We start from the raw sequence: 23,236 nt of genomic DNA on the forward strand, positions 1-23,236 counted from the left end.
CATGAAAGAGTATCAGACCATCACCGAGATCAGCGGTCCCCTCGTGTACGCCGAGGTCGACGAGGCCATCGGCTACGACGAGATCGTCGAGATCGAGACGGCACAGGGGGAGACGCTGCGCGGACAGGTGCTCGAATCCTCGGAGGGCGTCGTCGCCATCCAGGTGTTCGAGGGCACCTCCGGTATCGACCAGAACGCGTCCGTCCGCTTCCTGGGCGAGACGATGAAGATGCCCGTCACCGAGGACCTGCTCGGGCGGGTCCTCGACGGCTCCGGCCGCCCGATCGACGACGGCCCGGAGATCGTCCCCGAGGAGCGACAGGACATCGTCGGCGCGGCGATCAACCCGTACTCCCGGGAGTACCCCGAGGAGTTCATCGAGACGGGCGTCTCCGCCATCGACGGGATGAACACCCTCGTGCGCGGACAGAAGCTCCCGATCTTCTCCAGCTCCGGCCAGCCGCACAGCGAACTGGCGATGCAGATCGCCCGGCAGGCCAGCGTGCCAGAAGAGGAGGAGGGCGACGACGAGGAGAGCTCCGAGTTCGCCGTCATCTTCGGCGCGATGGGGATCACTCAGGAGGAGGCCAACGAGTTCATGGAGGACTTCGAGCGCACCGGCGCCTTGGAGCGCTCAGTCGTCTTCATGAACCTCGCGGACGACCCCGCCGTCGAGCGGACGGTCACCCCGCGGATGGTGCTCACCACGGCCGAGTACCTCGCCTTCGAGAAGGACTACCACGTCCTCGTCATCCTGACGGACATGACCAACTACTGCGAGGCGCTCCGCGAGATCGGGGCGGCCCGCGAGGAGGTCCCGGGTCGCCGGGGTTACCCCGGGTACATGTACACCGACCTGGCGCAGCTGTACGAGCGCGCCGGGCGGATTCAGGGCCGTGAGGGATCGGTCACGCAGATCCCGATCCTCACGATGCCGGGCGACGACGACACTCACCCGATCCCGGACCTGACCGGGTACATCACGGAGGGGCAGATCTACGTCGACCCCGACCTGAACAGTCAGGGACTCCAGCCCCCGATCAACGTCCTCCCCAGCCTGTCGCGGCTGATGGACGACGGGATCGGCGAGGGGCTCACCCGAGAGGACCACGCCGACGTGAAAGACCAGATGTTCGCGGCGTACGCGGAGGGCGAGGACCTGCGCGACCTCGTGAACATCGTCGGTCGCGAGGCGCTCTCGGAGCTCGACAACAAGTACCTCGACTTCGCGGACGCCTTCGAGTCGGAGTTCGTCGACCAGGGCTTCGACCAGAACCGCGACATCGAGGAGACGCTGGAGATCGGCTGGGACCTGCTCTCGATGCTCCCGAAGGACGCCCTCAACCGGATCGACGAGGAGTTCATCGAGGAGTACTACCGCGAGGACGACTCCGAGCGCGAAGTCGTCGAAGCGGCCGACTAACGCGGCTTCTCTACTCTTACTCTTTCACGCGCAATACGACGAGCGGCTGCGCCGGTCAGTCGGCGTCGTCCGAGCCGTCAGAGTCGTCGGAGGTGTCGGGGTCGACCGGATCGTCAGCGTCGGCGAGGTCGATCACGTTCTCGCGGCCGATCCGGAGCTTCTCGACCTCCCCGGCGTCGGCCATCCGCGAGAGCACGCGCGAGGTCTTCGACTTCGACCAGTCGAATTCCTCGACGATCGCCGACTGCTTCATCCGGCCGCCGCGCTCGCGGAGGGCGCGCCTGATCCGGTCCTCGTCGGTGAGGAGTTCGGGGTCGATCGCGTCGGTCCCGTCGTCGGCGGTCTCGGCGACTGTGGCGGCGTCCTCGAGGTCGGAGTCCGAGTCAGTGTCAGCGGACCCAGCCGTCCCGGCCGCCGATCCGCCCGCCGCACCGGCGTTCGCCGCCGGTGAAGTGGGGTCCGGGCCGTCGCCTCCCCGCCCGTCGTCGTCGGTCGGGCCGCCCTCGGGTTTCTCCCCGTCGTCCGTCTCCGCTCCCCCGAGGTCGATCCGATCGGACCGCACGGCGTAGGCGCCGACCCCGACCGCCCCGACGAGGAGGAGGGCGCCGAGCCCGGAGAGGAGGGGCGGGCCGCCGACGTCCGGAGCGCTTTCGCCGTCAGCGCCGGTATCGTCGCCGCTACCGCCGGTCGCCGGCACGGCGCGGACCCGAGGCCGACCGTCGCCGAAGTCCTCGCGGCCGCGCCACTCGACGACCCCGTCGCCGGCCTCGTCGGGTTCGGGATCGGCGGACTCGACCGCGTACCCCTCCGGCGCAGAGACGGCCAGCGCGTCGTCGTCGTCGATGAAGAACCCCCCAGCGAAGACGTCGCCGGCGACCACCGCGTCGCCGTCGACCGCGGCGAAGCCGGTCCAGGTGAACCGGAAGGTGACGACGCCCCAGCGGCGGGGGACCTCCTGGATCCCGGTCTCGGCCTCGAACTCGGTCGCGCGCATCTCGCGGTCTGCGGAGTCGTTCGCGGCCGAAACGACGCCGGACATGCGCTCGGCGAACGGGTCGAGGTAGCGGCTCGTGTTCGATCGGAACCGCTCCTGGAACCGCTCGTACTCCGCCACGTCGGAGTCGTTTTCGAGCCGGGTCCGGAGGGTGACCTCCCACGTCGCCGAGCCGTCGGCGGCCAGATCGATCCGGGTGATCGTGTTGTCCGGAGAGGGCTGGTCGTCGGTCTGCGGGACGGCGGGGGACTGCGCGCCCGTGGGAGCGGCGAACCCGACGGCCGCCACGCAGCAGGCGGCGACGAGGAGGGCGAGGACCGCACGCGCGTTCCGATCGCTCGGTCGCATCGGACGGGGGTACTCCGCCGTTCGGGTTAAAGCCACAGATGTCCGTCGTCGTCGCGCCCCCGGAGTTCGGGCGGTTCGTCGACGCGCCGGGTCGAGCCGCGTGCAACGCGGCGAAACTGGCCGAAACGGTGCGACACGAACGACGCGATATATGTGTTCGGCGTGCCACTACGCCGACGATGAACGGCACACGGATCCTGACCGTCCTGGTGGCGCTGGGGCTCGTCGTCGGGTCGGTCCCCGGCGGCGCGCTGGCGGCCGGAGCGGCTCCCGGCGGGGCGGCGGTCGACGCGAGCGACGCGTCGATCCGGTCGGCCGACGCGTCGAACTCACCGGTCCAGGCGGACGACGGAGGAACCGCCGCGGGAGAGGGGGGAGACGAGAGCGCGGTAGGGAACGCGAGCGACGGGAACGCGTCGCGGGCGGCGGTCGGCCAACAGCTCGCGACGGTGATCACCGTCACCGACGACGAGGTGAGCGACGGCGTCGCGGCGTCGTCGCTCGAGGCCGCGCTGGAGAACGGCAGCGAGGCGGAGCGTGCCACGATCCTCGCCGACCGGGCGGCCGAGCTCCGCGAGCGGGCCGACGCGGTCGTCGCCGACCACCGCGAGGCGCGCGAGGCGTACGAGGCGGGAGAGCTCGCGCCCGAGGCGTTCGCCCGGCGGCTCGCAGTGATCTCCGGGCGAGCTGGGACCGTCGACCGCGGCTTCGAGCGCCTCGACGACCGCGCCGCAGCGGTCTCCGCGCTGGAGCTGCGCGCCGCCGGCTACGACCGGGGGGCCAACGAGGCGGCGCGCGACCGGCTCGCCCGTGCGACCGGCTCGGGAGCGAACGCGCTGCTCGCGCAGTACACCGGTGAGCGCGCCGGGGAGTTCTCGATCGATGTCGACGAGGGCGTCTCGATCGAGGTCGAGTCGGACGACGGGGAGCGCTCCCGCGAGTTCGAGCGCGACCGACCCGGCAACGGGACGTTCCGGGTGACTCACAGCGAGGCGCTGGCGGCCGCGAGGGAGCCGCTCTCGAACGGGAGCGACGGCGAGTGGACGCTCCGCTCCGTCGAGCGCGACGACGACGGCTACTACGGGTTCGAGTTCGGCCTCCACGGCCCTGCGGCGACCGGCGAGGCCGCGGTGAGCGTCGACGGCAAGACCGGCGCAGTCTTCGAGTTCGAAGAGGAGATCGAGCCGCGCGAGGGCGCATCCGAGGGCGACGACGACGCCGACGAGGTGCCGCTGTCGATCGGCATCGTCGACGGCACCGCCGAGCCCGGGGCGACCGTCACTCTCCGGGTCACCGCCGCCGGCGAGCCGGTCGAGAACGCGACCGTCGAGGTCGGGGACCGGGACGCCGGAGCGACCGATTCGGACGGCCGGATCGCGGTGCGGCTGCCGGACGAGGACGAGGTCGAGGTCGATATCGAGGCGGGCGACCGCGAGGGAGAACTGGAGCTTGCGCTCCGATCGAGCCCGCCCGAGGTGGCCGAAGACGAGGCGATCCGCGAGCGCCTCGACGCGAGCGGGACCGTCGACAACGGCACCGTCACGGTCTCCGTGACGTACGACGGCGAGGGCGTCGACGGCGTGGCCGTCACCGCCGGCGGCGAGTCGGTCGGCGCGACCGGCCCGGACGGGACGCTCTCGTTCGACGCGCCCGGGACCGACGACGGCGGGCTGGAGATCGGGCTCGCGAAGGGGAGCTTCGAGGCCGAGATCGAGTTCGCGGTCGGGGACGGCGGCGCCCTCGAGGCGGAGAACGTCGAGATCGACGGCCGCGAGGCGGACGACGACTCCGATGAGTCGGACGATCCTGACGAAGACGACTCTGACGACTCCGACGATTCGGACGACCCCGACGACTCGGATGACTCCGACGACCCTGACGACTCGGATGACCCTGACGACTCGGATGACCCTGACGACTCGGATGACCCCGACGACCCTGACGACTCGGATGACCCCGACGACCCTGACGACTCGGATGACCCCGACGACTCCGACGACCCTGACGACTCCGACGACCCGGATGACCCCGACGACTCCGACGACCCGGATGACCCCGACGACTCCGACGACCCTGACGACCCCGACGACAACTGACGGAGAGCCAAGTCCGATCCGCCGTCGCCGCGCTCCGTCGGGAGTCCGTCGACCCGCGAAACGCTGACCGCGGCGACCCGTGGAACGCTGACCGCGCCGGCGCGCCGGGCCCGGGCGAGTGCCGTTTCCTCCCCCATTTGACCCCGTACGTTTTGGTCGTCCGACACCGTATGTAACTATGACACGCCGGGAGTTCCCGACCGACCCGGAGCCTGAGCGGTCGGAGCGCGCGGACCGTTCGGCGACGTCGGCGAGCACCGACGCCGTCGACGAGGCGCTGAAGACCCGCGCGATGGACGAGGCGCCCGTCGGGATCACGGTCGCTGACGCGACGCGGCCGGACATGCCGTTGGTGTACGTGAACGCCGCGTTCGAGCGGATAACCGGGTACTCGACCTCGTACGCGATCGGCCGCAACTGCCGGTTCCTGCAGGGCCAGGCGACCCGGGAGCGCCCGGTGAGCCGGATGCGCGCCGCCATCCAGCGCGAGGAGCCCGTGACGGTCGAACTCCGCAACTACCGGCGGAACGGCGAGCTGTTCTGGAACGAGGTGACCCTCGCGCCGCTCCGGGACGACGCGGGCGAGATCGCGTACTACGTCGGCTTCCAGCAAGACGTCACGCGCCGGAAACGGGCCGAACAGGCCGTCGCGGACCGGGCGGCGCGGATCGAGCGCGAGCGGGCCGCGCAGACGCGTCTCCTGGAACGGCTCGACGGCGTCGTCGCCGACGTCACCGAGGCCGTGGCGCTGGCGTCATCGCGGGAAGAGCTCCGACGCGAAGTCGTCCGGAGCATCGCGGACACGTACGCCGGCGCGTGGATCGGGACGTACGACCCGGCAACCGAGACGGTCGAGCCGCGAGCGGCGGACGGCGAGGTCGCCCCGGAGCCCGAACCGATCCGCGTCGGAGCCGCCGACGCGGGCGAGCGTCCGGTGACGCTCGCCGTCGCGACCGCTGTCGAGGAGCGGGACGTGCGGTTCGAACCGATCGGCACGGACGGCCCCGACGGGGCGGGAGAGGCGGTCGCCGGCGTGCCGCTTCACTTCGGCGAGGCGACGTACGGCGCCCTCGCCGTCTACGTCCAGACCCGAGAGTTCCAGGAGTACGAGCGCGACGTGCTGGCGGCGGTGGGGCGGACCGTCGCGATCGGGATCAACGCCATCGAGAGCCAGCGGACGCTCCGCGGGGACGGGGTCGTCGAGTTCCGGCTGGCGCTCGGCGATCACCCGTTGGCGTCGTTCGGCGAGGCGCTGTCCTGCTCGCTCCGACACCTCGGAACCGTCGGCGACCGCGGCGAACGGTCGCTCCTGTTCGAGCTCACGGATGGGGACGGCGCGGACGAGGAGGCGATCCGGGCCGCCGGCGAGCGCGCGGGCGTCACGGTCCACGGCGTGCTCGCGTCGACGACGGCGACGCCCGTCGTCGAGGTCGGGGTCGAGGAGACGGCGTTCGAGGAACTGCTCAGGGAGTACAGCGGCGACCTGTGCGGGTGGGCCGTCGAGGACGGGATCGCGATCGCGACCGTCGAGGTCGGCCGAGAGACGCTCGCCCGGTCGCTCGCGTCCGACGCCGTCGAGGAGTTCGCGCACGCGGAGCTCCGCAGCTATCGCCGCCGCGAGCGGGACCACGAAACCCGGCGCGAGTTCGTCGGCGACATCGAGACGCAGCTGACGGAGCGTCAGCTGGCCGCGCTGCTCCGCGCCCACACGAGCGGGTACTTCGAGTGGCCGCACGAGACCACCGGCGACGAGATCGCCGACTCGATGGGCATCAGCCGGTCGACGTTCCACCAGCACCTGCGGGCGGCACAGCGCAAGATCGCCGCGGCGATCTTCGACCGCTGAACGGATCGGAGAGGGGTGGAACCGGTGGAACGGCCCCTGTCGTCGACGGCGTCGCGTCCGGAATCGGCGACCAAACCAGTTGTGTACGTCCCTTAGTACAGACTACGCCGTATATATACGCGCGTCATGATGGCACAACCCGGCAGCGAAGCGATATGGCTGTGGATCGGGACGTTAGGCATGTTCCTGGGGATGCTGTACTTCATCGCCAGGGGCTGGGGCGAAACGGACAGACACCGCCAGGAGTTCTACATCGTCACGATCTTCATCACCGCCATCGCGTTCGTCAACTACCTCGCGATGGCGCTCGGGTTCGGGGTGACGACGGTGAGCCTCGGCGGCGAGGAGCTGCCCATCTACTGGGCCCGCTACACCGACTGGCTGTTCACGACCCCGCTCCTGCTCGTCGACCTCGGCCTCCTGGCCGGGGCGACGCGGAACCAGCTCGCCTCGCTGGTCGGCCTCGACGTGCTGATGATCGGCACCGGCGCGATCGCGACCCTGTCGACCAGCGCGGCCGTGCTCTCCGCCGGCGGGACGCGGCTCGTCTGGTGGGGCGTCTCCACGGGCTTCCTGCTCGTGCTCCTGTACATGTTGTACGGGTCGCTCGACGAGAAGGCGTCGCAGCTGTCCGGCGAGGCCGCGTCGACGTTCGGCACCCTCCGGACGCTGATCGTCGTCGTCTGGCTCGTGTATCCGGTGTGGTGGCTCCTCGGGACCGAGGGGCTCCGGATCCTCTCGCTGAACGTCGAGACGGCCGGCTTCATGGTGCTCGACCTGGTGGCGAAGGTCGGCTTCGGCTTCATCCTGCTGTCGAGCCGCGAGGTGCTCGACGCCGCCGGCTCGGCGATGGCCGGGACGAGCGCCGCCGACTGAGCGGGCCCCGAGCGACCGCGCCCCCGGCGCGGTTCGGAAGGGATTGGCCGCCGGAAAGCCCGGGAAACCGAGAACGACTGACCCCGAACAAACGGCGCACAGACCGCCGCGCGCGGCGCCTCGTCGACGAACAGTAAAAGGTTAACAGGCTCGGCTCTCTACGTCCGGACAAGATGGCCAAGGACGTCAAGCCGACGCGCAAGAACCTAATGGCGATCGAGGACCGCATCGAACTCTCGGAGCGCGGTCACGACACGCTCGAACAGAAGCGTGACGGCCTCATCATGGAGTTCATGGACATCCTCGATCAGGCGCAGGACGTCCGGTCGGACGTGTCCGAGAACTACGAGACGGCCCAGCGCAAGATCGACATGGCTCGCGCGATGGAGGGCGACGTCGCCGTCCGCGGCGCGGCCGCGGCGCTGAAAGAGCACCCCGAGATCACGACCCAGTCGAAGAACATCATGGGCGTCGTGGTCCCGCAGATCGAGTCCTCGAAGGTGAAAAAGAGCCTCGACGAGCGCGGGTACGGGCTGCTCGGCTCCTCCGCGCGGATCGACGAGGCCGCCGACGCCTACGAGGAGCTGTTAGAGAAGGTCATTCTCGCCGCCGAGGTCGAGACGGCGATGAAGAAGATGCTCACGGAGATCGAGACGACCAAGCGCCGCGTGAACGCCCTGGAGTTCACACTCCTCCCGACCCTGTACGAGAACCAGGAGTACATCGAGCAGAAGCTCGAAGAGCAGGAGCGCGAGGAGATCTTCCGCATGAAGAAGATCAAGGCCAAAAAGGAGGAAGAGGAGGCGGAAGCCGAGGCCGAAGCCGCCGCCGAGGCCGCCGCGACCGAGGAACCGGAGCCCGCGGACTGAATCGCTCGAAACGGTCCCCGCTCGCGTCTCTCGATCGCACCTCTCTCCCTCGATCCCACCTTTCTCCCTGATCCCACCTTTCCACTCGATGTCCTGTCCTCACTGCGACGCCCCCGTCGTCGCGTTCGCCGTTCCGCCCGCGCTCCGCGAGCACGCGCCGGACTCGTCGAGCGCGATCTGCACCCGTTGCCTCCGGACGTTTCCGGCGGACGACGTCCCGACTGACGAACCGGCCACCGCCGATGCCCCCGACTTCACCGCGGTCGACCCCGCGTTCCCCACCGGGGAGGCGGGCGTCGCCCTCGCGCTCGCCTGCGGCCAGTTGGAGTCGCTCGCGCTCAACCGGGCGTCGATCGAGGCGCTCGTCGAACACGCGGAGCGGTCCGGCGCGGACGCCTTCGCCTTCTTCGAGCGGCTCGACGCCCCCGACGCCGCGTTCGACCTCGAACGGCGGCGGTCGGCGCTGCTCGACATGGTGTAGCGACCCGTTGCGGTCCTCGGGACGTGAGCCGTTTCGACCCCGTGACCGGTACGGACGACGTTACGATCGGTAGTGAGAGTGGATCCATCGAGACGGTGATTCGGCCATTTATAAGTAGAGTTGTGGTGTTGCTGGCGGCTGTTCATAAGCGATCGACGATGCTGCGGTGAAGACCTGCAAAGCCCCAGTCGCTGTGGGCGGCGCACGCTCGCTGCGCTCCTCGCTCAGTCGCTTCCGCTCCTTCGCTGCGGTGCTTACGTCGCCTGCGCCGCCCACAGCGACTGCCCCTTTGAGTCCCACCCGTCCGCACCGCAACTGCACCTCACGCCTCCCCAGCCTCGCCGCTCGCGCTTCGCGCTCGCGGCGTCCCTCGCGCGTGCTCCTCGGCCGCAAAGCGGCCTCGGAGGCACGCGCCACCGCATCGTTCTTTATAAGCAATCGTCGCCGTCGCTCACATTCCTTTTAAATATTCTCTCGTCACCGCCGATCTGCGAGACTCACTCCCGTTATCAATCGGGAAGCGCAGTTCGCCGGCCAGCTGTTTCACGCGAGAACAGGTCCGAAGACGGGGTGGTAACAGCACCAGTGCAGCCGTCCCGACGTGGTCCCTCAGCGGTCTCTGTCGTCGTCGATTTCGATCCCGTCCGGGTCGTTCCACTCGTCGTCTCCGTCCGCTCCGTCCTCGTCGCCGTCGGCGGCCTCGGTCCCTGCCGGGCCGAGTCGCTTCTCTCCGCGCCGCCGCTCGTGGACAGCGAGTCCGGCCGTGCGGGCGTCGCTCCCCGGCGCGTAGGGGTCCTCGGACGGGTCGTAGTCGCGTTCGCCGCGCTCGAACACGTACGCGAAGAAGCCGAACAGCGGGACGAAAAACGCGATGAGCGCCCACTTCCGCCGGTCCATGCCGTGGTTCGGCGCGTCGAGGTAGGCGTAGGCGGCGAAGGCGACGAGCCACGCAAGCGGGACGCCGACGAGGATGACGGCGACGAGCGGGTCCATACCTCCCGCTTCGACCTCGACGACATAAGCGCACGGGTGGATTCGCCGGGTCGACGCCGAGCGACCGCCGAAGGACACTATCCGGCGGAGCCCGTATCGAGTCTATGCAGCTGTTCTGGCACCGACGCGACCCGCGAACGCGCGACAACGCCGGGCTCGCCGCGGCCGCGCGGGCGGGGACGACGGTCCCCGTCTTCGTCTGCGACGCCAATCTGTTCGAGACGACCGGCGCGCGCAAGCGGGCCTTCTTCCTCCGGCACGTCGAGCGACTGGCGGAGCGCTACCGGGAGCTCGGGAGCGACCTGATCGTCCGCGCGGGCGACCCCGAAAACGTCCTCGTCGAGCTCGCGGACGAGTACGGCGCCGAGAGCGTCTTCTACAACGAGTACTACCGCCCCGAGCGGCGGCGGCGACAGCGAGCGGTCGAGGAGGCGCTCGCGGACGCCGGCGTCGAGACCGACGCGCGGACCGACGCCGTGCTGGTCGATCCCGGCCGGCTGGAGGAGCGCTACCCGAACCACGGTCGGTTTCGCGACGACTGGGCGGCGGTCCCGAAGTCCGAGCCGTACCCGGAGCCCGAGCCGGACGCACTCGCGAGCGTGCAAGACGAGGGCGTCTCCGGTTCCGACCTCGGCTCCGGATCCGACTTCGGCTCCGACTCAGGATCTGGCCTCGTCGACTTCGCCGACCTCAACGCCGATCTCGATCTCGACGCCGAAGCCGACATCGACCTCCCGGAACCGGGCTACCGCGCCGCCCGCGAGCGGTTCGACGGGTTCCTCGACGGCGGGATCCGGTCGTACGCCGACACGCGCGACGACCTCTCGCGGGCCGTCGAGGCGCCCACCCTCGCGGTCTCCCGGATGTCGCCGTACCTCGCCGTCGGCGCCATCGGGATCCGGGAGGTGTGGGCGGACGCGACCGACGCGTTCGAGGCGGCGACGGGCGACGAGCGCCGCAACGTCGACAAGTACCGCGACGAGCTGTCGTGGCGCGAGCAGATGTACCACCTCCTGTACTACAACCCCGACCTAGCCGCGACGAACTACAAGTCGTTCCCGAACCCGATCGCGTGGCGCGACGACGACGCGGCGTTCGAGGCGTGGACGGCGGGGCGGACGGGCTACCCCCTCGTCGACGCCGGGATGCGCCAGCTGAACGCAGAGGGGTACGTTCACAACCGCCCGCGACAGGTCGTCGCGAGCTTCCTGACGAAACACCTCCTGATCGACTGGCGGCGCGGGGCGCGCCACTTCGCGGAGCGGCTGATCGACCACGACCACGCCTCGAACCACGGCGCGTGGCAGTGGACCGCCTCGACGGGGACGGACTCGGTGGACGTGCGCATCTTCGATCCGGTGGCGCAGGCGGCGAAGTACGATCCGGACGCGCGGTTCGTGAAGGCGTACGTCCCCGAACTGCGGGACGTGCCGGCCGAGACGGTCGTCGACTGGCCGACCCTCTCGCGGCGCGAGCGGGAGGCGCTCGCCCCCGACTACCCGCACCCGATCGTCGACCGGGACGAGGGGTACGAGCGCGCGCAGCGCGTCTTCGAGGAGGCGCTCGGCAAGCGGTGAGCCCGGCTCGTCCCCGGGTCATTTTTCACCCGCTGTGGTGAACACCGTCGTCATGTCCTCCGTCACGATCGCGGACGTCGAGGCCGCCGCGGACCGACTCGAACCGGCGGCGATCGTCCAGCGCACGCCCGTCGAGCGCAGCCGGTCGCTGAGCGAGCGGTGCGGCGCCGACGTACGTCTCAAGATGGAACACCTCCAGCGAACCGGCTCGTTCAAGACGCGGGGCGCGTACAACGCGATCTCGCGGGCGGTCGAGGGGGCCGCGGACGGGACCGACGGGCCCGATATCGACCGCGTCGTGGCCGCGAGCGCGGGCAACCACGCGCAGGGGGTCGCGCTGGCGGCCTCCGGCGCGGGGATCGACGCGACGATCGTGATGCCGGAGTCGGCGCCGGCGGCGAAGATCGAGGCGACCCGCGGCTACGGCGCCGAGGTCGTGCTCCGCGGGAGCGCGTTCCCGGAGGCGATGGCGCACGCCCAGACGCTGGTCGACGACCCCGGGACGCGGTTCGTCCACGCGTTCGACGACCCCGACGTGGTCGCCGGGCAGGGGACGCTCGGGTTGGAGGTGATAGACCAGGTCCCCGATGTCGACACCGTCCTCGTCCCGGTCGGCGGCGGCGGGCTCGCCGGCGGGGTCGCGACCGCGGTCAAGGCGCGGTCGCCGGAGACGCGGGTCGTGGGGGTCCAGACCGAGGGGGCTTCCACGCTCTCGGAGAGCCTCGCGGCCGGCGAGCTGGTGACGCGCGAGGAGCCGGACACCATCGCCGACGGGATCGCGACCGGCGGGCTGAGCGAGCTCACCTTTGGCCTCCTGAACGAGCACCTCGACGACGTGGTCGTCGTGAGCGACGACGACGTGGCGGCCGCCATCCTGCTCCTCCTGGAGCGCGCGAAGCAGATGGTCGAGGGCGCGGGCGCGACCGCCGCGGCCGCCCTCCTCGACGACGACGCTGTCGACGAGCTCGATCTGGCCGGCGAGACGGTCGTCCCCCTGCTCTGCGGCGGCAACATCGACGTGACGACGCTGAAGGAGGTGGTGACCCACGCCCTGGTCGAGCGCGGCCAGCTGATCGAGCTCTCCGTCAGGATCGACGACACGCCCGGGACGATGGGCGAGATCAGCACCCTGATCGGCGCGGAGCGCGCAAACATCCGGACCGTGCGCCACGAGCGCAGCCGACCGGACCTCCCGGTCGGCGACGCAGACCTCGTGTTCGAGGTGGAGACCAACGGGCCGGCCCACGTCGACCGCGTCCTGAAGGCGGTGCGCGAGGCGGGGTACGAGGTGGCGTGGACGACGCAGGAGGAGTGAGGGGCGGAATCGGTTGCTTATAAACAGACCTGCGGTGGCGCGTGCCTCCGAGGCCGCTTTGCGGCCGAAGAGCACGCGCGAGGGACGCGGTGAGCGCTCGCAGAGCGCGAACCGCGAGGCTGGGGAGGTATGAGGCGCGGGGCTGTGCGGGGCGGGATTCGAAGGGGCAGCCGGGAGGCCGGCGCAGGCGACGCAAGCACCGCAGCGAAGGAGCGACAGCGACTGAGCGAGGAGCACAGCGAGCGTGCGCCGGCCTCCCGGCTGGGGCTTCGGAGAGGTCCGCGCGCTCGATCCGACGATAGCCGTTTATAAGCGAACGACCGGGACTTTAGACGCGTTCTCCGCCGCTCCGCCACCAGCAACGGTCGTTTATAAGCGATCGACAGACTACTCGTAGTGACGCTCTCAGTCGATCCGACGGTTTAAAACTCTCACCGTAGCAACGACCCGGTAATGAGTCTCGTCGTTACCGACACCCTGGAAGACGAGCGCGTCGAGTTCACGGCCGACGGCGACGTCACGCTGTACGTCTGCGGCCTGACGGTGTCGGACGACCCCCACCTCGGACACGCCCGCCTGTGGTTCCACGCCGACGTCCTCCACCGGTGGCTCGAACACGTCGGCTACGACGTGCGCCACGTCGAGAACGTCACCGACGTCAACGAGAAGATCACGGCCCGCGTGGGCGAGCGCGACGACTGGACCGCAGAGCGCGACGTGGCCGAGACGTTCACCGCGACCACCTTCGACGCGATGCGCGGGCTGAATCTTTTGCGGGCCGAGGTGTACCCCCGCGTCACCGAGCACGTCCCGGAGATAATCGACCTCGTCGAGACGCTGGTCGAGAAGGGGTACGCCTACGAGTCAAACGGCTCCGTCTACTTCGACGTGACCGGCTTCGACGAGTACGGGAAGCTTTCGAACCAGGAGATCGAAGAGCTCGAAGCGCAGGGCGAGCCCGACGAACGGTCGGAGAAGCGCAACCCGGCGGACTTCGCGCTGTGGAAGGCCGACGGCGTGAGCGAGACCGCCGCGCGCGAGCACGCGAAACACGACCACGGCGCCGAGACGCCCGCGGGCGAGACGTGGGAGTCGCCGTGGAGCGAGGGACGGCCCGGATGGCACGTCGAGTGCTCGGCGATGTCGACGACGCACCTCGGCGACACCCTCGACATCCACATGGGCGGCCGCGACCTGGTCTTCCCGCACCACGAGAACGAAATCGCGCAGTCGGAGGCCGCCACCGGCGAGACGTTCGCGCGCCACTGGCTCCACGTCGGCCTCCTGGCGATGGACGGCGAGAAGATGTCCTCCTCGATCGGCAACTTCTGGACCGTGCCGGACGCCTTAGACGAGCTCGGCGTCAACGTGGTCCGCACCTTCTACGCCGGGGCCGCCTACCGCTCCGAGCAGGCGCTCACCGAGGAGACGATCGCCGAGGCCGAGGAGCGCTGGGAGCGGCTCTCGCGAACCTACGACCGCGCGGTCGACGCGCTCGACTCCGTGGACGCCCGCGCGAAGGCCGCGGACGACACCCTCCGCGAGGCCGTCGACGCCGCGCGCGACGACTTCGCGGCCGCGATGAACGACGACCTGAACCTCCGGGAGGCGACCGCGGCGCTCCTCGATCTCACCGACGCGGTGAACCGGCACGTGGACGGGGTCAACGACGCGGACGGGGCCGACGACGCGGACGGAGCCGCCGACGCGACGGCAGCCTACGACTACCGCGGCCTCCGCGAGGCCGTCGAGGCGTTTGAAGCGCTGGGCGGCGACGTGCTCGGCCTCCAGTTCGAGTCGACGACCGACGGCGACGTGGACCTGGCCGGCGAGCTGGTCGAACTCGTGTTGGACGTGCGCGAGGCCGAGCGCGAGGCCGGCAACTACGAGCGCGCCGACGAGCTGCGGGACGCGCTACAGGAGGTCGGCGTCGAGATCGAAGACGAGCCGGACGGGGCGTCGTACCGGTTCGAATAGCGTCGGGACGACGAATTCTCCGGGAACTGCTTGTCAATCGTTGCCGGCACGACCGCAGCGAACGCCTCCGAAGCCCCAGCCGCTCGGCTATACGTAGGTGCCGTCGACGACACGGATGAGACCTCCAAAGCCCCAGCCGCGAGGGCGGCGCACACTCGTTGCGCGCCTCGCTCGTTCGCTTCGCTCACTCGCTGCGGTGCTTACGTCGTCTGCGCCGCCCTCGCGGCTGCCCCTTTGAGTCCCACCCGACCGCGCAGCCCCGCACCTCACGCCTCCCCAGCCTCGTCCCTGGCACCCTCCGTTTCGCTTCGGGAGCCAGCGACTCCCTCGCGCGTGCTCCTCGCGGCCGCCTTCGGCGGCACGCTCGGAGGCACGCGCCACCGTCGCGTTTCTTATAAGTAACTGTCCCCGTGGTGTCTTACTCCAACACGTGCTCGGTGTCGTACGACCCGAGCACCTTCACCCACCCCTTGTCGGCGATCGCCTCGATGTCCCCCACCGCCTTCGCCATGTGTTCCTCGTAGAGGCCGGCGTCGACGTCGAAGTGGAACAGGTAGTCGCCGAGGCGCTCGCCGCTCGGGCGCGACTCGATCCGCGAGAGGTTGAGGTTGCGGTCGGCGAACGCCTCCAGGAGCTCCAAGAGGAGTCCGGGATAGTTCGCGTTCGGGTAGACGATCAGGGTCGTCTTGCCGCCGGCGTCGGACTTGGCGGACTCGGGCGCGACGACGAGGAACCGGGTCGCGTTGGAGGTGCGGTCCTGGATGTCCTCGGCGAGGATCTCGAGGTCGTCGCCGGCGTTGTCCGGATGCCCGATCCCGGCGACGCGCGCGTCCTCGCGGGCGCGCTCGACCCCGCGGGCGGTGGAGGCGACCGCTTCGAGGCCCGCCGACGGGTAGTTGGCCTCCAGCCAGTTGCGACACTGCGCGAGCGCCTGCGAGTGGCTGGCGACGACGTCGAACTCCGACCCCTGCGCGAGGAGGGCGTGGCGGATCGGAGTGACGACCTCGCGAGTGACCGCGACGTCGTGGTTCGCGAGGGCGTCGAGGCTCTCCGTGACGGAGCCCTCGATGCTGTTCTCGATGGGGACGACTCCGCGCTCGAACTCGCCGGCCGCGACGGCGTCGACGATGGCGGTGACCGACTCGCGGAACGACACCTCGGCGGCGACGGCCCGCGCCGCACGGTGCGAGTACGTGCCGGCGGGGCCGAGCGTGACGGCGTTCATCGCTCCTACCTATCAGACCGCGTTAGAAAAACGTGCGGGGTCGCGCGGATATTGGCTGGAGGGGCCGGGAGGACCGGGACTCAGTCCCCGCCGTCGGTCGGCACCGCCGCCAGCGCCGACTCCGCGGTCCGGACCGCGGTCGCGCCGTCGCGCCGCCCCACCACGACGACGAGCGTCTCCCCGGCGACCCCCGCGGCCTCGACCGCGACGCCGGCGGCGGCGAGCCGGCGGAGGACCGCCGCGAGCGCCGCGGCGTCGACCGCGCCGGTCGCGAGGATCGCGGTGTCCGTCCCCTCCGGCACGACCGCCGCGCCGCCGACGCGGAGGAGAGGGCCGGCGCCGTCGATGTCGGCACCGTCGCCGTCGGCGTCCTCCCCGTCGACGACGCCGACCCCGCTCCGCATCGACACGCTGGCGGGTCGGTCCGCGGTCGCGTAGTCGGACAGCTCCTCGCGGAACCGGCGGAGCGCGGTCGCGATCGCGTCGGGATCGCCGTCGAGGCCGGCCTCGTCGGCCAGCCACGCGGCGGCGGCGCTGTGGTTGAGGACGCCGGCGCGGAGCGCGTCGAGGACGAAGGGGCGCGCGCGGGCGGCCTCGCGGGTCTCGGCTGCGAGCGACATGGCCGGACCTGCGGCGCGGGGCGGCATGGCGGTTTCGGTCGGGATCCGGGGTTCTCGCGTTGGCCGAAAGAGCCGCCGCCGCGTTCCCGCGCGCCCGAACCCTCCGAAGTCCCTAAGAGCGGCGCGCCCCCAGCAGGCGTATGCAGTCGCTCGTCATCGTCGCACACGGCTCACACCTCAATCCGGGGTCGAGCGCGCCGACGTACGACCACGCGGACACGATCCGCGCGACCGGCGCCTTCGACGAGGTGCGCACCGGCTTCTGGAAGGAGGAGCCGCACTTCCGCGAGGTGCTCCGCACCGTCGAGGGCGACGAGGTCTACGTCGTCCCGCTGTTCGTCTCGGAGGGCTACTTCACCGAGCAGGTGATCCCCCGCGAACTCCGGCTCGACGGCTGGGACGTCTCCGAGTGGGACTCCGACGGCCTCTCCGCCGATCAGGCAACCCTCATCGCCGAGGACATCGGCCGCGAGGTCCACTACTGCGGCCCGGTCGGGACCCACCGCGCCATGACCGACGTGATCGTCCGGCGCGCGGAGTCGGTCACCGGCGACCCCGACGTGGGCGACGGGTTCGGCCTCGCCGTGGTCGGCCACGGCACAGAGCGCAACGAGAACAGCGCGAAGGCGATCGAGTACCACGCCGACCGGATCGCCGACCGCGACCGCTTCGACGAGGTGAAGGCGCTGTACATGGACGAGGATCCCGAGGTCGACGACCTCCCCGAGCACTTCGAGAGCGACGACGTGGTCTTAGTCCCCCTCTTCATCGCCGACGGCTACCACACCCAAGAGGACATCCCGGAGGACGTGGGGCTCTGTGAGGACCACACCGAGGGATACGACGTGCCGACCGACGTGGACGGCACCCGGATCTGGTACGCGGGCGCGGTGGGCACCGAGCCCCTGATGGCCGACGTAATCCTCGAGCGCGCCGCCGACGCCGGCGCCGACCTCGGGACCGCGCTCGACGACGTGCGCGAGACGACCCGCGTCGCCACGGGGGACTGACCGTGCCGGAACCCACCGCCGATTCGGCCGACCCGCCGCAGGGCGACGACCCCGAGCCCCCCGAGATCGACCTCCCGAGCGACGCCTTCGACGCGGTCCTCGACGCGCTCGCCGAGCGCGACCCCGGCGACCCCCTCCGGTTCGAGGGGTTCAGCGTCGCGCGCGGCGAGGAGACCGACGACGAAGGCGACGGCGAGAGCGTCTCCGACGAGTACGTCCTCGCCGACGGCGACCGGCCGACCCGACTGAGCGAGCGCGAGCTCCACGCCGCCCTCTCCGAGCGCGCCCCCGCGGTCACCGACTGGTACGTCTTCGAGCGCGTCGTGGGCGAGTTCGGTCCCCGCCGCGCGTTCCTGCGCTGGCTGGAGGACGCCAACGGCGCGACGGTGGCGGCCCGGTACGCCGCGCTCGCCGAGGGGATCGAGCGCGCGTGGGGCGAACTACGGATTACGGCCACCGTCACCGACCGCGGCGAGCGCCGGTACGACGTGCGCCACGCCGACGACGCCGGCGTCCCGGTCGACGAGCTCGACGCGTACGACGACCCCCTCGACGCCCGCGATCTGGTGACGTTCGACGAGAAGGGCCGGTACCGGCCCCTCAAGACCGCGCCGTCGCTCGCGGGCGACTGGGTCTTCCCCGACCTCGGCCCGCGCGACGCGTACGAGGCGGTCGAGACGATATACCCCGCGACGGTCGCCAACTGGCACCGGGAGCGCGAGGGCGAGCTCGACGTGACCCACTGGCGCGAGGCGATGGAGCGCCAGTCCGGCATCTACGGCGTGATCAAGACATGGGACCGCGGCGAGGGGTACGAGCACGTGAACTGGGTCGCGGAGGCGTGCTGCGACGACTCGCAGTGCCTGAAGCGCCGCGAGTGGGAGTACGACGACGAGACCGACCTCGACGTCGACGGCGGCGACGGCGTCTTCCCCTGCCGGGAGCCCTGCTCGGTGGTCGTCTCGGCCGCGCGCAAGTGGACCCGGCTGGAGAGCGAGGTCCCCCGGACCTACGAGTTCGAGCTGACGCCGAGCGAGAAGGAGCAGGTCGAGGACATCATCGACGCGGTCGCCGACGGCCGGATCGACGAGATCCGCGAGGCCGACACGAAGGAGGGGGCGAACCGCTACCGCGCGCGGTTCCTGCGCGCCAAGCTGTTCGACGACGAGGGGAACCTCGGCGGCGTGCCGACCGACCCGGACGAGGAAGACGAGGAGTAGCGGGGGTCGGCGCCGGGCGGAGGCGCCCGTTACGCGACCCGTTCAATTCTTGGACCGCCCGGCTCCGCGAGCCGTCCTCAGATCGGGTACTCGCGCGGTTCGTGCTGGATGGAGATCCACTTCGTCTCCGTGATCTCCCGGAGGAACGCGTCGCTGTTGTACTCGCCCACGCCCGAGGCGCCGATCCCGCTGAACGGGACGTGCGCCTCGTCGTTGATCGGCTGGTCGTTGATGTGGACGTTCCCGGTCTCCATGCGGCCGGCGATCTCCTTCGCGACCGAGAGGTCGCCGGCGTGGACGGCGCCGGAGAGCCCGTACTCGGTGTCGTTGGCGATCGCGACCGCCTCGTCCACGTCGGAGAACGGGATAACCGGCGCGATGGGACCGAAGTGCTCGTTACACGCCGCCGCCATGTCGTTGGTCACGTCCGAGAGGACGGTCGGCCGCACGACGAGCGAGTCGTCGACGCCGTCGATCTCTGCCGTCTCCCCGCCGGTTTCGAGGGTCGCGCCGGCGTCAACCGTCTCCTCGACGTACGCCAGCATCTCGTCGCGCTGCGACTCGTCGATGATGGGGCCGACGACCGTGTCGGGCTCGTGGGCGCTCCCGACGGCCAGCGCCTCGGCGCGCTCCGTCAGCTTCGCGACGTACTCGTCGTAGACGTCCTCGTGGACGATGTGACGGTTGATCGAGATGCAGACCTGTCCCTGGTGGACGAAGGAGCCGAACGTCGCCGCGTCGACGGCGCGGTCGACATCGGCGTCGCTCGCGACGACGAACGCGTTGTTGCCGCCGAGCTCCATCGCCGGCACCGCGAGGTTCTCGCCCGCGAGCCCCGCGACGTGCTGGCCGACCTCGGTCGAGCCGGTGAACGAGACCACGTCGCTCTCCGGATGGCTGGCGACGCGGTCGCCGATCTCGGAGCCGCGACCGGTGACGACGTTGATCACGCCCTCGGGGAGGTCGGTCTTCTCGAAGAGCTTCGCGAACAGCAGCCCGCCCGTGATCGGGGAGTTCGTCGAGGGCTTGAGGACGACGCTGTTCCCGGCGGCGATGGCGGGGAGGACGGCCCGCGCGCTCAGGTTCAGCGGGAAGTTCCACGGTGAGATGACCGTCACCACGCCCTTCGGGCCGCGCTCGACGATGTTCTCCTTGCCGGGGATGTTCGACTCCGCGTGCTCGCCCTTCATCCGGCGCGGCAGCGTCGCGGCCTCGCCGGCGTGGTCGGACGCGATCTGGATCGAGGTCTCGCCCATGATCGCCGAGCCGCCGGCCTCGTGGGCCAGCAGGTCGACGACCGCCTCGTCGTGCTCCTGGAGGGCCTGCAGGAACTGCTGGATCACCGCCGAGCGCTGCGCCGGCGGCGCCTCGGCCCACTCCTCCTGCGCGGCGGCCGCGGCCTCGTAGGCGGCGTCGACGTCGCCCTCGGTCGCGCTCGGCACCTCGGCGACGACCTCGCGCGTCGAGGGGTCCTCGACGGCGATGGTCTCGTCGTCACCGGCGGCGACCCACTCGCCGTCGATGTACTGTGCGCTCCAGTCGGCGTCGATGGACAGGTCGGTCGACATCTGTGTTTTACCAAATGGTAGAAAAACGGATAAGGCGGCCGATAGGAGTGAAATCGCCCGGATCACAGCTCGTCGACAGGTCTCCGGAGGCGGCTTTCGCCCGTCGTCGATCGGTCGTCGGCTGGCGGATCGCGCGCTCGCGTGCGTGCGATCAGGCGTCGCGAAAGCTTTAGACGGGGGAACGGCCTACGTCGGGGCAATGAGTCGCGGCCCCGAGCTGATCATCACGGAGAAGGACAACGCGGCGCGTCGCATCGCCGACATCCTGAGCGGCGAGTCCGCGACGGCGGAGCGGGAGAACGACGTGAACGTCTACAAGTGGGGCGGCAAGCGCTGTATTGGCCTCTCTGGCCACGTCGTCGGGGTCGACTTCCCCGCCGAGTACAACGACTGGCGCGACGTGGAGCCCGTCGAGTTGATCGACGCGCCGGTCACCAAAGAGCCCACGCAGGAGGGGATCGTCGCCGCGCTCCGCAAGCTCGCGCGCAACGCCTCCCGGGTCGTCATCGCGACCGACTACGACCGCGAGGGCGAACTGATCGGCAAGGAGGCGTACGAGCTGGTGCGCGAGGTGAACGAGGACGCCCCGATCGACCGGGTCCGCTTCTCCTCGATCACCGAAAACGAGGTGCGGGAGGCGTTCGCGAACCCCGACGAGCTCGACTTCGACCTGGCCGCCGCCGGCGAGGCCCGACAGGTGATCGACCTGACGTGGGGCGCGGCGCTCACCCGGTTCCTCTCGCTGTCCGCCCGCCAGCTCGGCGACGACTTCATCTCGGTGGGCCGGGTGCAGGGGCCGACCCTCAAGCTGATCGTCGACCGCGAACGGGAGATCCAGGCGTTCGACCCCGAGTCCTACTGGGAGCTGTACGGGAACCTGACCAAGTCCGGGGGCGACCCCTTCGAGGCGCGCTACTTCTACCTGAACGACGAGGGCAACGAGGCCGAGCGCGTCTGGGACGGCGACGTCGCCGAGGTGCTCACCGAGGCGCTCGACGCGACCGACGAGGCGGTCGTCGACGACGTGCGCCGTCGCACCCGCACCGACGACCCGCCGACCCCCTTCAACACCACGGCGTTCATCCGCGCCGCGGGCTCGCTCGGCTACTCCGCGCAGCGCGCCATGTCGCTCGCGGAGGACCTGTACACCGCCGGCTACGTCACGTACCCCCGGACCGACAACACGGTGTACCCCGACGACTTAGAGCCCCGCGAGCTGATCGAGGAGCTCTCGGCGGCCTCGACGTTCGGGAAGGACGCGAAGTCGCTCCTCGAACAGGAGGAGATCGAGCCCACCGAGGGGGACGAGGAGACGACCGACCACCCGCCGATCCACCCGACCGGCGAGCTCCCCTCGGCCTCGGACCTCTCGGAGGACGAGTGGGAGGTGTACGAGCTGATCGTCCGCCGCTTCCTCGCGACCTGCGCCGAGCCCGCGACGTGGGAGCGGCTCCGCGTCGTCGCCCTCGCGAACGACGCGGCGACGGAGGTCGCCGAGCGCGCGGACGGCCTCGCCGCCCTCCGCGACCCCGAGGAGGCGTCGAGTCCCGCCGACCTCGTCGCCGACGGCGGGCTCCGGCTGAAGGCGAACGGCAAGCGCCTGCTGGAGGCCGGCTACCACGACGTGTACCCGTACCGCTCCAGCGACGAGCGGATCGTCCCCGACGTGGAGGTCGGCGAGACGCTCGCGCTCGCCGACCGGCGGACGGACGCGAAGGAGACCCAGCCGCCCCGCCGGTACGGCCAGTCCCGGCTCATCGAGGAGATGGAGAAGCGCGGCGTCGGCACGAAGGCGACCCGCCACCGCACCTTAGAGAAGCTCTACGACCGCAACTACATCGAGAGCGACCCGCCGCGGCCGACCCGGCTCGCGGAGGCGGTCGTCGAGGCGGCCGAGGAGTTCGCCGAGCACGTCGTGAGCGAGGAGATGACCGCCCAACTGGAGCGGGACATGCAGGCGATCGCCGCCGGCGAGAAGGGGTACGAGGAGGTGACCGAGGCGTCCCGCGAGCTGCTCGACCGCGTGTTCGACGACCTCACCGAGTCGCGCGAGGCGGTCGGCGACCACCTCCAGAAGTCGCTGAAGGCGGACAAGACGCTGGGTCCCTGCCCCGAGTGCGGCGAGGACCTCCTCGTCCGGAAGTCCCGACAGGGGTCGTACTTCGTCGGCTGCGACGGCTATCCCGACTGCGAGTACACGCTGCCGCTCCCCTCCACGGGGAAGCCCCTCATCCTCGACGAGACCTGCGAGGACCACGAGCTCCGGCACGTGAAGATGCTCGCGGGCCGGAAGACGTTCGTCCACGGCTGCCCGCAGTGCAAGGCCGACGAGGCCGACGAACAGGAGGACGAGGTGATCGGCGTTTGCCCCGAGTGCGGAGAAGAGCACGGCGGCGAGCTCGCCATCAAGCGGCTCCGCTCCGGCTCCCGGCTCGTCGGCTGCACGCGCTACCCCGACTGCGACTACTCGCTCCCGCTCCCCCGGCGCGGCGAGATCGAGGTCACCGACGAGACCTGCGAGGAACACGGCCTGCCGCACCTCCGGGTCCACTCCGGCGACGAGCCGTGGGAGCTCGGCTGCCCCATCTGCAACTACCGGGAGTTCACCGCCCGACAGGAGGGGTCGGAGCTCCAGACCGTCGAGGGGATCGGCGAGAAGACCGCCGAGAAGCTGCAGGACGCCGGCGTCGACGGCGTCGACGACCTCAAGTCGGTCGATCCGGACGAGCTGGCGGCCGACGTCGACGGCGTGGGCGCAGACACGGTGCGCGACTGGCAGGCGAAGGCGGACTGAGGCG

17 protein-coding genes are annotated in these 23,236 nt (G+C 70.5%); 12 read left to right on the forward strand and 5 right to left on the reverse strand.

The window, feature by feature from the left end; translation table 11 throughout:
• The first annotated feature begins 1 nt into the window (after position 1).
• The gene (locus CK500_RS01345) at positions 2-1,423 is read left to right on the forward strand and encodes a V-type ATP synthase subunit B (RefSeq protein ID WP_095635459.1); all 1,422 of its coding nucleotides are present in this window, start codon (positions 2-4) and stop codon (positions 1,421-1,423) included.
• Between the two features lie 55 nt (positions 1,424-1,478).
• Here the strand turns inward: CK500_RS01345 and CK500_RS01350 are convergent, their stop codons facing one another.
• Positions 1,479-2,765: a helix-turn-helix transcriptional regulator gene (locus tag CK500_RS01350; RefSeq protein ID WP_095635460.1), complete on the reverse strand. Its 1,287-nt coding sequence runs from the start codon at positions 2,763-2,765 to the stop codon at positions 1,479-1,481.
• Between the two features lie 179 nt (positions 2,766-2,944).
• On the opposite strand from CK500_RS01350, the gene CK500_RS01355 reads away from it, so the two are divergent.
• From CK500_RS01355 to CK500_RS01375, 5 genes are all read left to right on the forward strand, one after another.
• The gene (locus CK500_RS01355; protein ID WP_095635461.1) at positions 2,945-4,861 is read left to right on the forward strand and encodes a DUF7096 domain-containing protein; all 1,917 of its coding nucleotides are present in this window, start codon (positions 2,945-2,947) and stop codon (positions 4,859-4,861) included.
• Between the two features lie 178 nt (positions 4,862-5,039).
• Positions 5,040-6,707: a helix-turn-helix domain-containing protein gene (locus CK500_RS01360; protein ID WP_095635462.1), complete on the forward strand. Its 1,668-nt coding sequence runs from the start codon at positions 5,040-5,042 to the stop codon at positions 6,705-6,707.
• A 126-nt stretch (positions 6,708-6,833) separates the two neighbouring features.
• On the forward strand, positions 6,834-7,583 hold the full coding sequence (locus CK500_RS01365) for a bacteriorhodopsin (protein WP_394338248.1): 750 nt from the start codon (positions 6,834-6,836) through the stop codon (positions 7,581-7,583).
• Positions 7,584-7,756: 173 nt separating this feature from the next.
• On the forward strand, positions 7,757-8,452 hold the full coding sequence (locus CK500_RS01370; protein WP_095635463.1) for a V-type ATP synthase subunit D: 696 nt from the start codon (positions 7,757-7,759) through the stop codon (positions 8,450-8,452).
• An 88-nt stretch (positions 8,453-8,540) separates the two neighbouring features.
• A complete protein-coding gene (locus tag CK500_RS01375; RefSeq protein WP_095635464.1) occupies positions 8,541-8,933 on the forward strand; it encodes a DUF6276 family protein in 393 nt (130 codons plus the stop codon).
• A 609-nt stretch (positions 8,934-9,542) separates the two neighbouring features.
• Here CK500_RS01375 and CK500_RS01380 read toward each other — a convergent pair.
• The gene (locus CK500_RS01380; protein WP_095635465.1) at positions 9,543-9,926 is read right to left on the reverse strand and encodes a hypothetical protein; all 384 of its coding nucleotides are present in this window, start codon (positions 9,924-9,926) and stop codon (positions 9,543-9,545) included.
• A gap of 104 nt (positions 9,927-10,030) precedes the next feature.
• On the opposite strand from CK500_RS01380, the gene CK500_RS01385 reads away from it, so the two are divergent.
• The 3 genes from CK500_RS01385 (at position 10,031) to cysS (ending at position 14,795) form a co-directional block, all read left to right on the forward strand.
• Positions 10,031-11,503 carry a cryptochrome/photolyase family protein gene (locus CK500_RS01385; RefSeq protein ID WP_095635466.1) on the forward strand — a complete coding sequence of 491 codons (1,473 nt, stop codon included), beginning with the start codon at positions 10,031-10,033 and terminating at the stop codon, positions 11,501-11,503.
• Between the two features lie 52 nt (positions 11,504-11,555).
• Positions 11,556-12,818 carry a threonine ammonia-lyase gene (gene ilvA / locus CK500_RS01390; protein ID WP_095635718.1) on the forward strand — a complete coding sequence of 421 codons (1,263 nt, stop codon included), beginning with the start codon at positions 11,556-11,558 and terminating at the stop codon, positions 12,816-12,818.
• A 453-nt stretch (positions 12,819-13,271) separates the two neighbouring features.
• A complete protein-coding gene (gene cysS / locus CK500_RS01395) occupies positions 13,272-14,795 on the forward strand; it encodes a cysteine--tRNA ligase (protein ID WP_095635467.1) in 1,524 nt (507 codons plus the stop codon).
• Between the two features lie 418 nt (positions 14,796-15,213).
• On the opposite strand, the gene pheA is transcribed toward cysS, so the two are convergent.
• Together pheA and CK500_RS01405 are read right to left on the reverse strand one after the other, a co-directional pair.
• A complete protein-coding gene (gene pheA / locus CK500_RS01400; RefSeq protein ID WP_095635468.1) occupies positions 15,214-16,020 on the reverse strand; it encodes a prephenate dehydratase in 807 nt (268 codons plus the stop codon).
• Between the two features lie 80 nt (positions 16,021-16,100).
• Complete coding sequence (locus CK500_RS01405) at positions 16,101-16,640, reverse strand: DUF7523 family protein (RefSeq protein WP_095635469.1); 540 nt, start codon at positions 16,638-16,640, stop codon at positions 16,101-16,103.
• Between the two features lie 140 nt (positions 16,641-16,780).
• Between CK500_RS01405 and CK500_RS01410 the strand changes: the two genes are divergently transcribed.
• Both CK500_RS01410 and CK500_RS01415 read left to right on the forward strand, forming a co-directional pair.
• Positions 16,781-17,650, forward strand: coding sequence for a CbiX/SirB N-terminal domain-containing protein (locus tag CK500_RS01410; RefSeq protein WP_095635470.1), 870 nt, complete (start codon positions 16,781-16,783; stop codon positions 17,648-17,650).
• Between the two features lie 2 nt (positions 17,651-17,652).
• Positions 17,653-18,870: a DR2241 family protein gene (locus CK500_RS01415; RefSeq protein ID WP_095635471.1), complete on the forward strand. Its 1,218-nt coding sequence runs from the start codon at positions 17,653-17,655 to the stop codon at positions 18,868-18,870.
• Positions 18,871-18,947: 77 nt separating this feature from the next.
• On the opposite strand, the gene CK500_RS01420 is transcribed toward CK500_RS01415, so the two are convergent.
• The gene (locus tag CK500_RS01420) at positions 18,948-20,438 is read right to left on the reverse strand and encodes an aldehyde dehydrogenase family protein (RefSeq protein WP_095635472.1); all 1,491 of its coding nucleotides are present in this window, start codon (positions 20,436-20,438) and stop codon (positions 18,948-18,950) included.
• Positions 20,439-20,637: 199 nt separating this feature from the next.
• Between CK500_RS01420 and CK500_RS01425 the strand changes: the two genes are divergently transcribed.
• Positions 20,638-23,232, forward strand: coding sequence for a DNA topoisomerase I (locus tag CK500_RS01425; RefSeq protein WP_095635473.1), 2,595 nt, complete (start codon positions 20,638-20,640; stop codon positions 23,230-23,232).
• Positions 23,233-23,236: the final 4 nt, after the last annotated feature.

It is taken from the genome of Halorubrum salipaludis (assembly GCF_002286985.1).
GTDB classification, from domain to species: domain Archaea; phylum Halobacteriota; class Halobacteria; order Halobacteriales; family Haloferacaceae; genus Halorubrum; species Halorubrum salipaludis.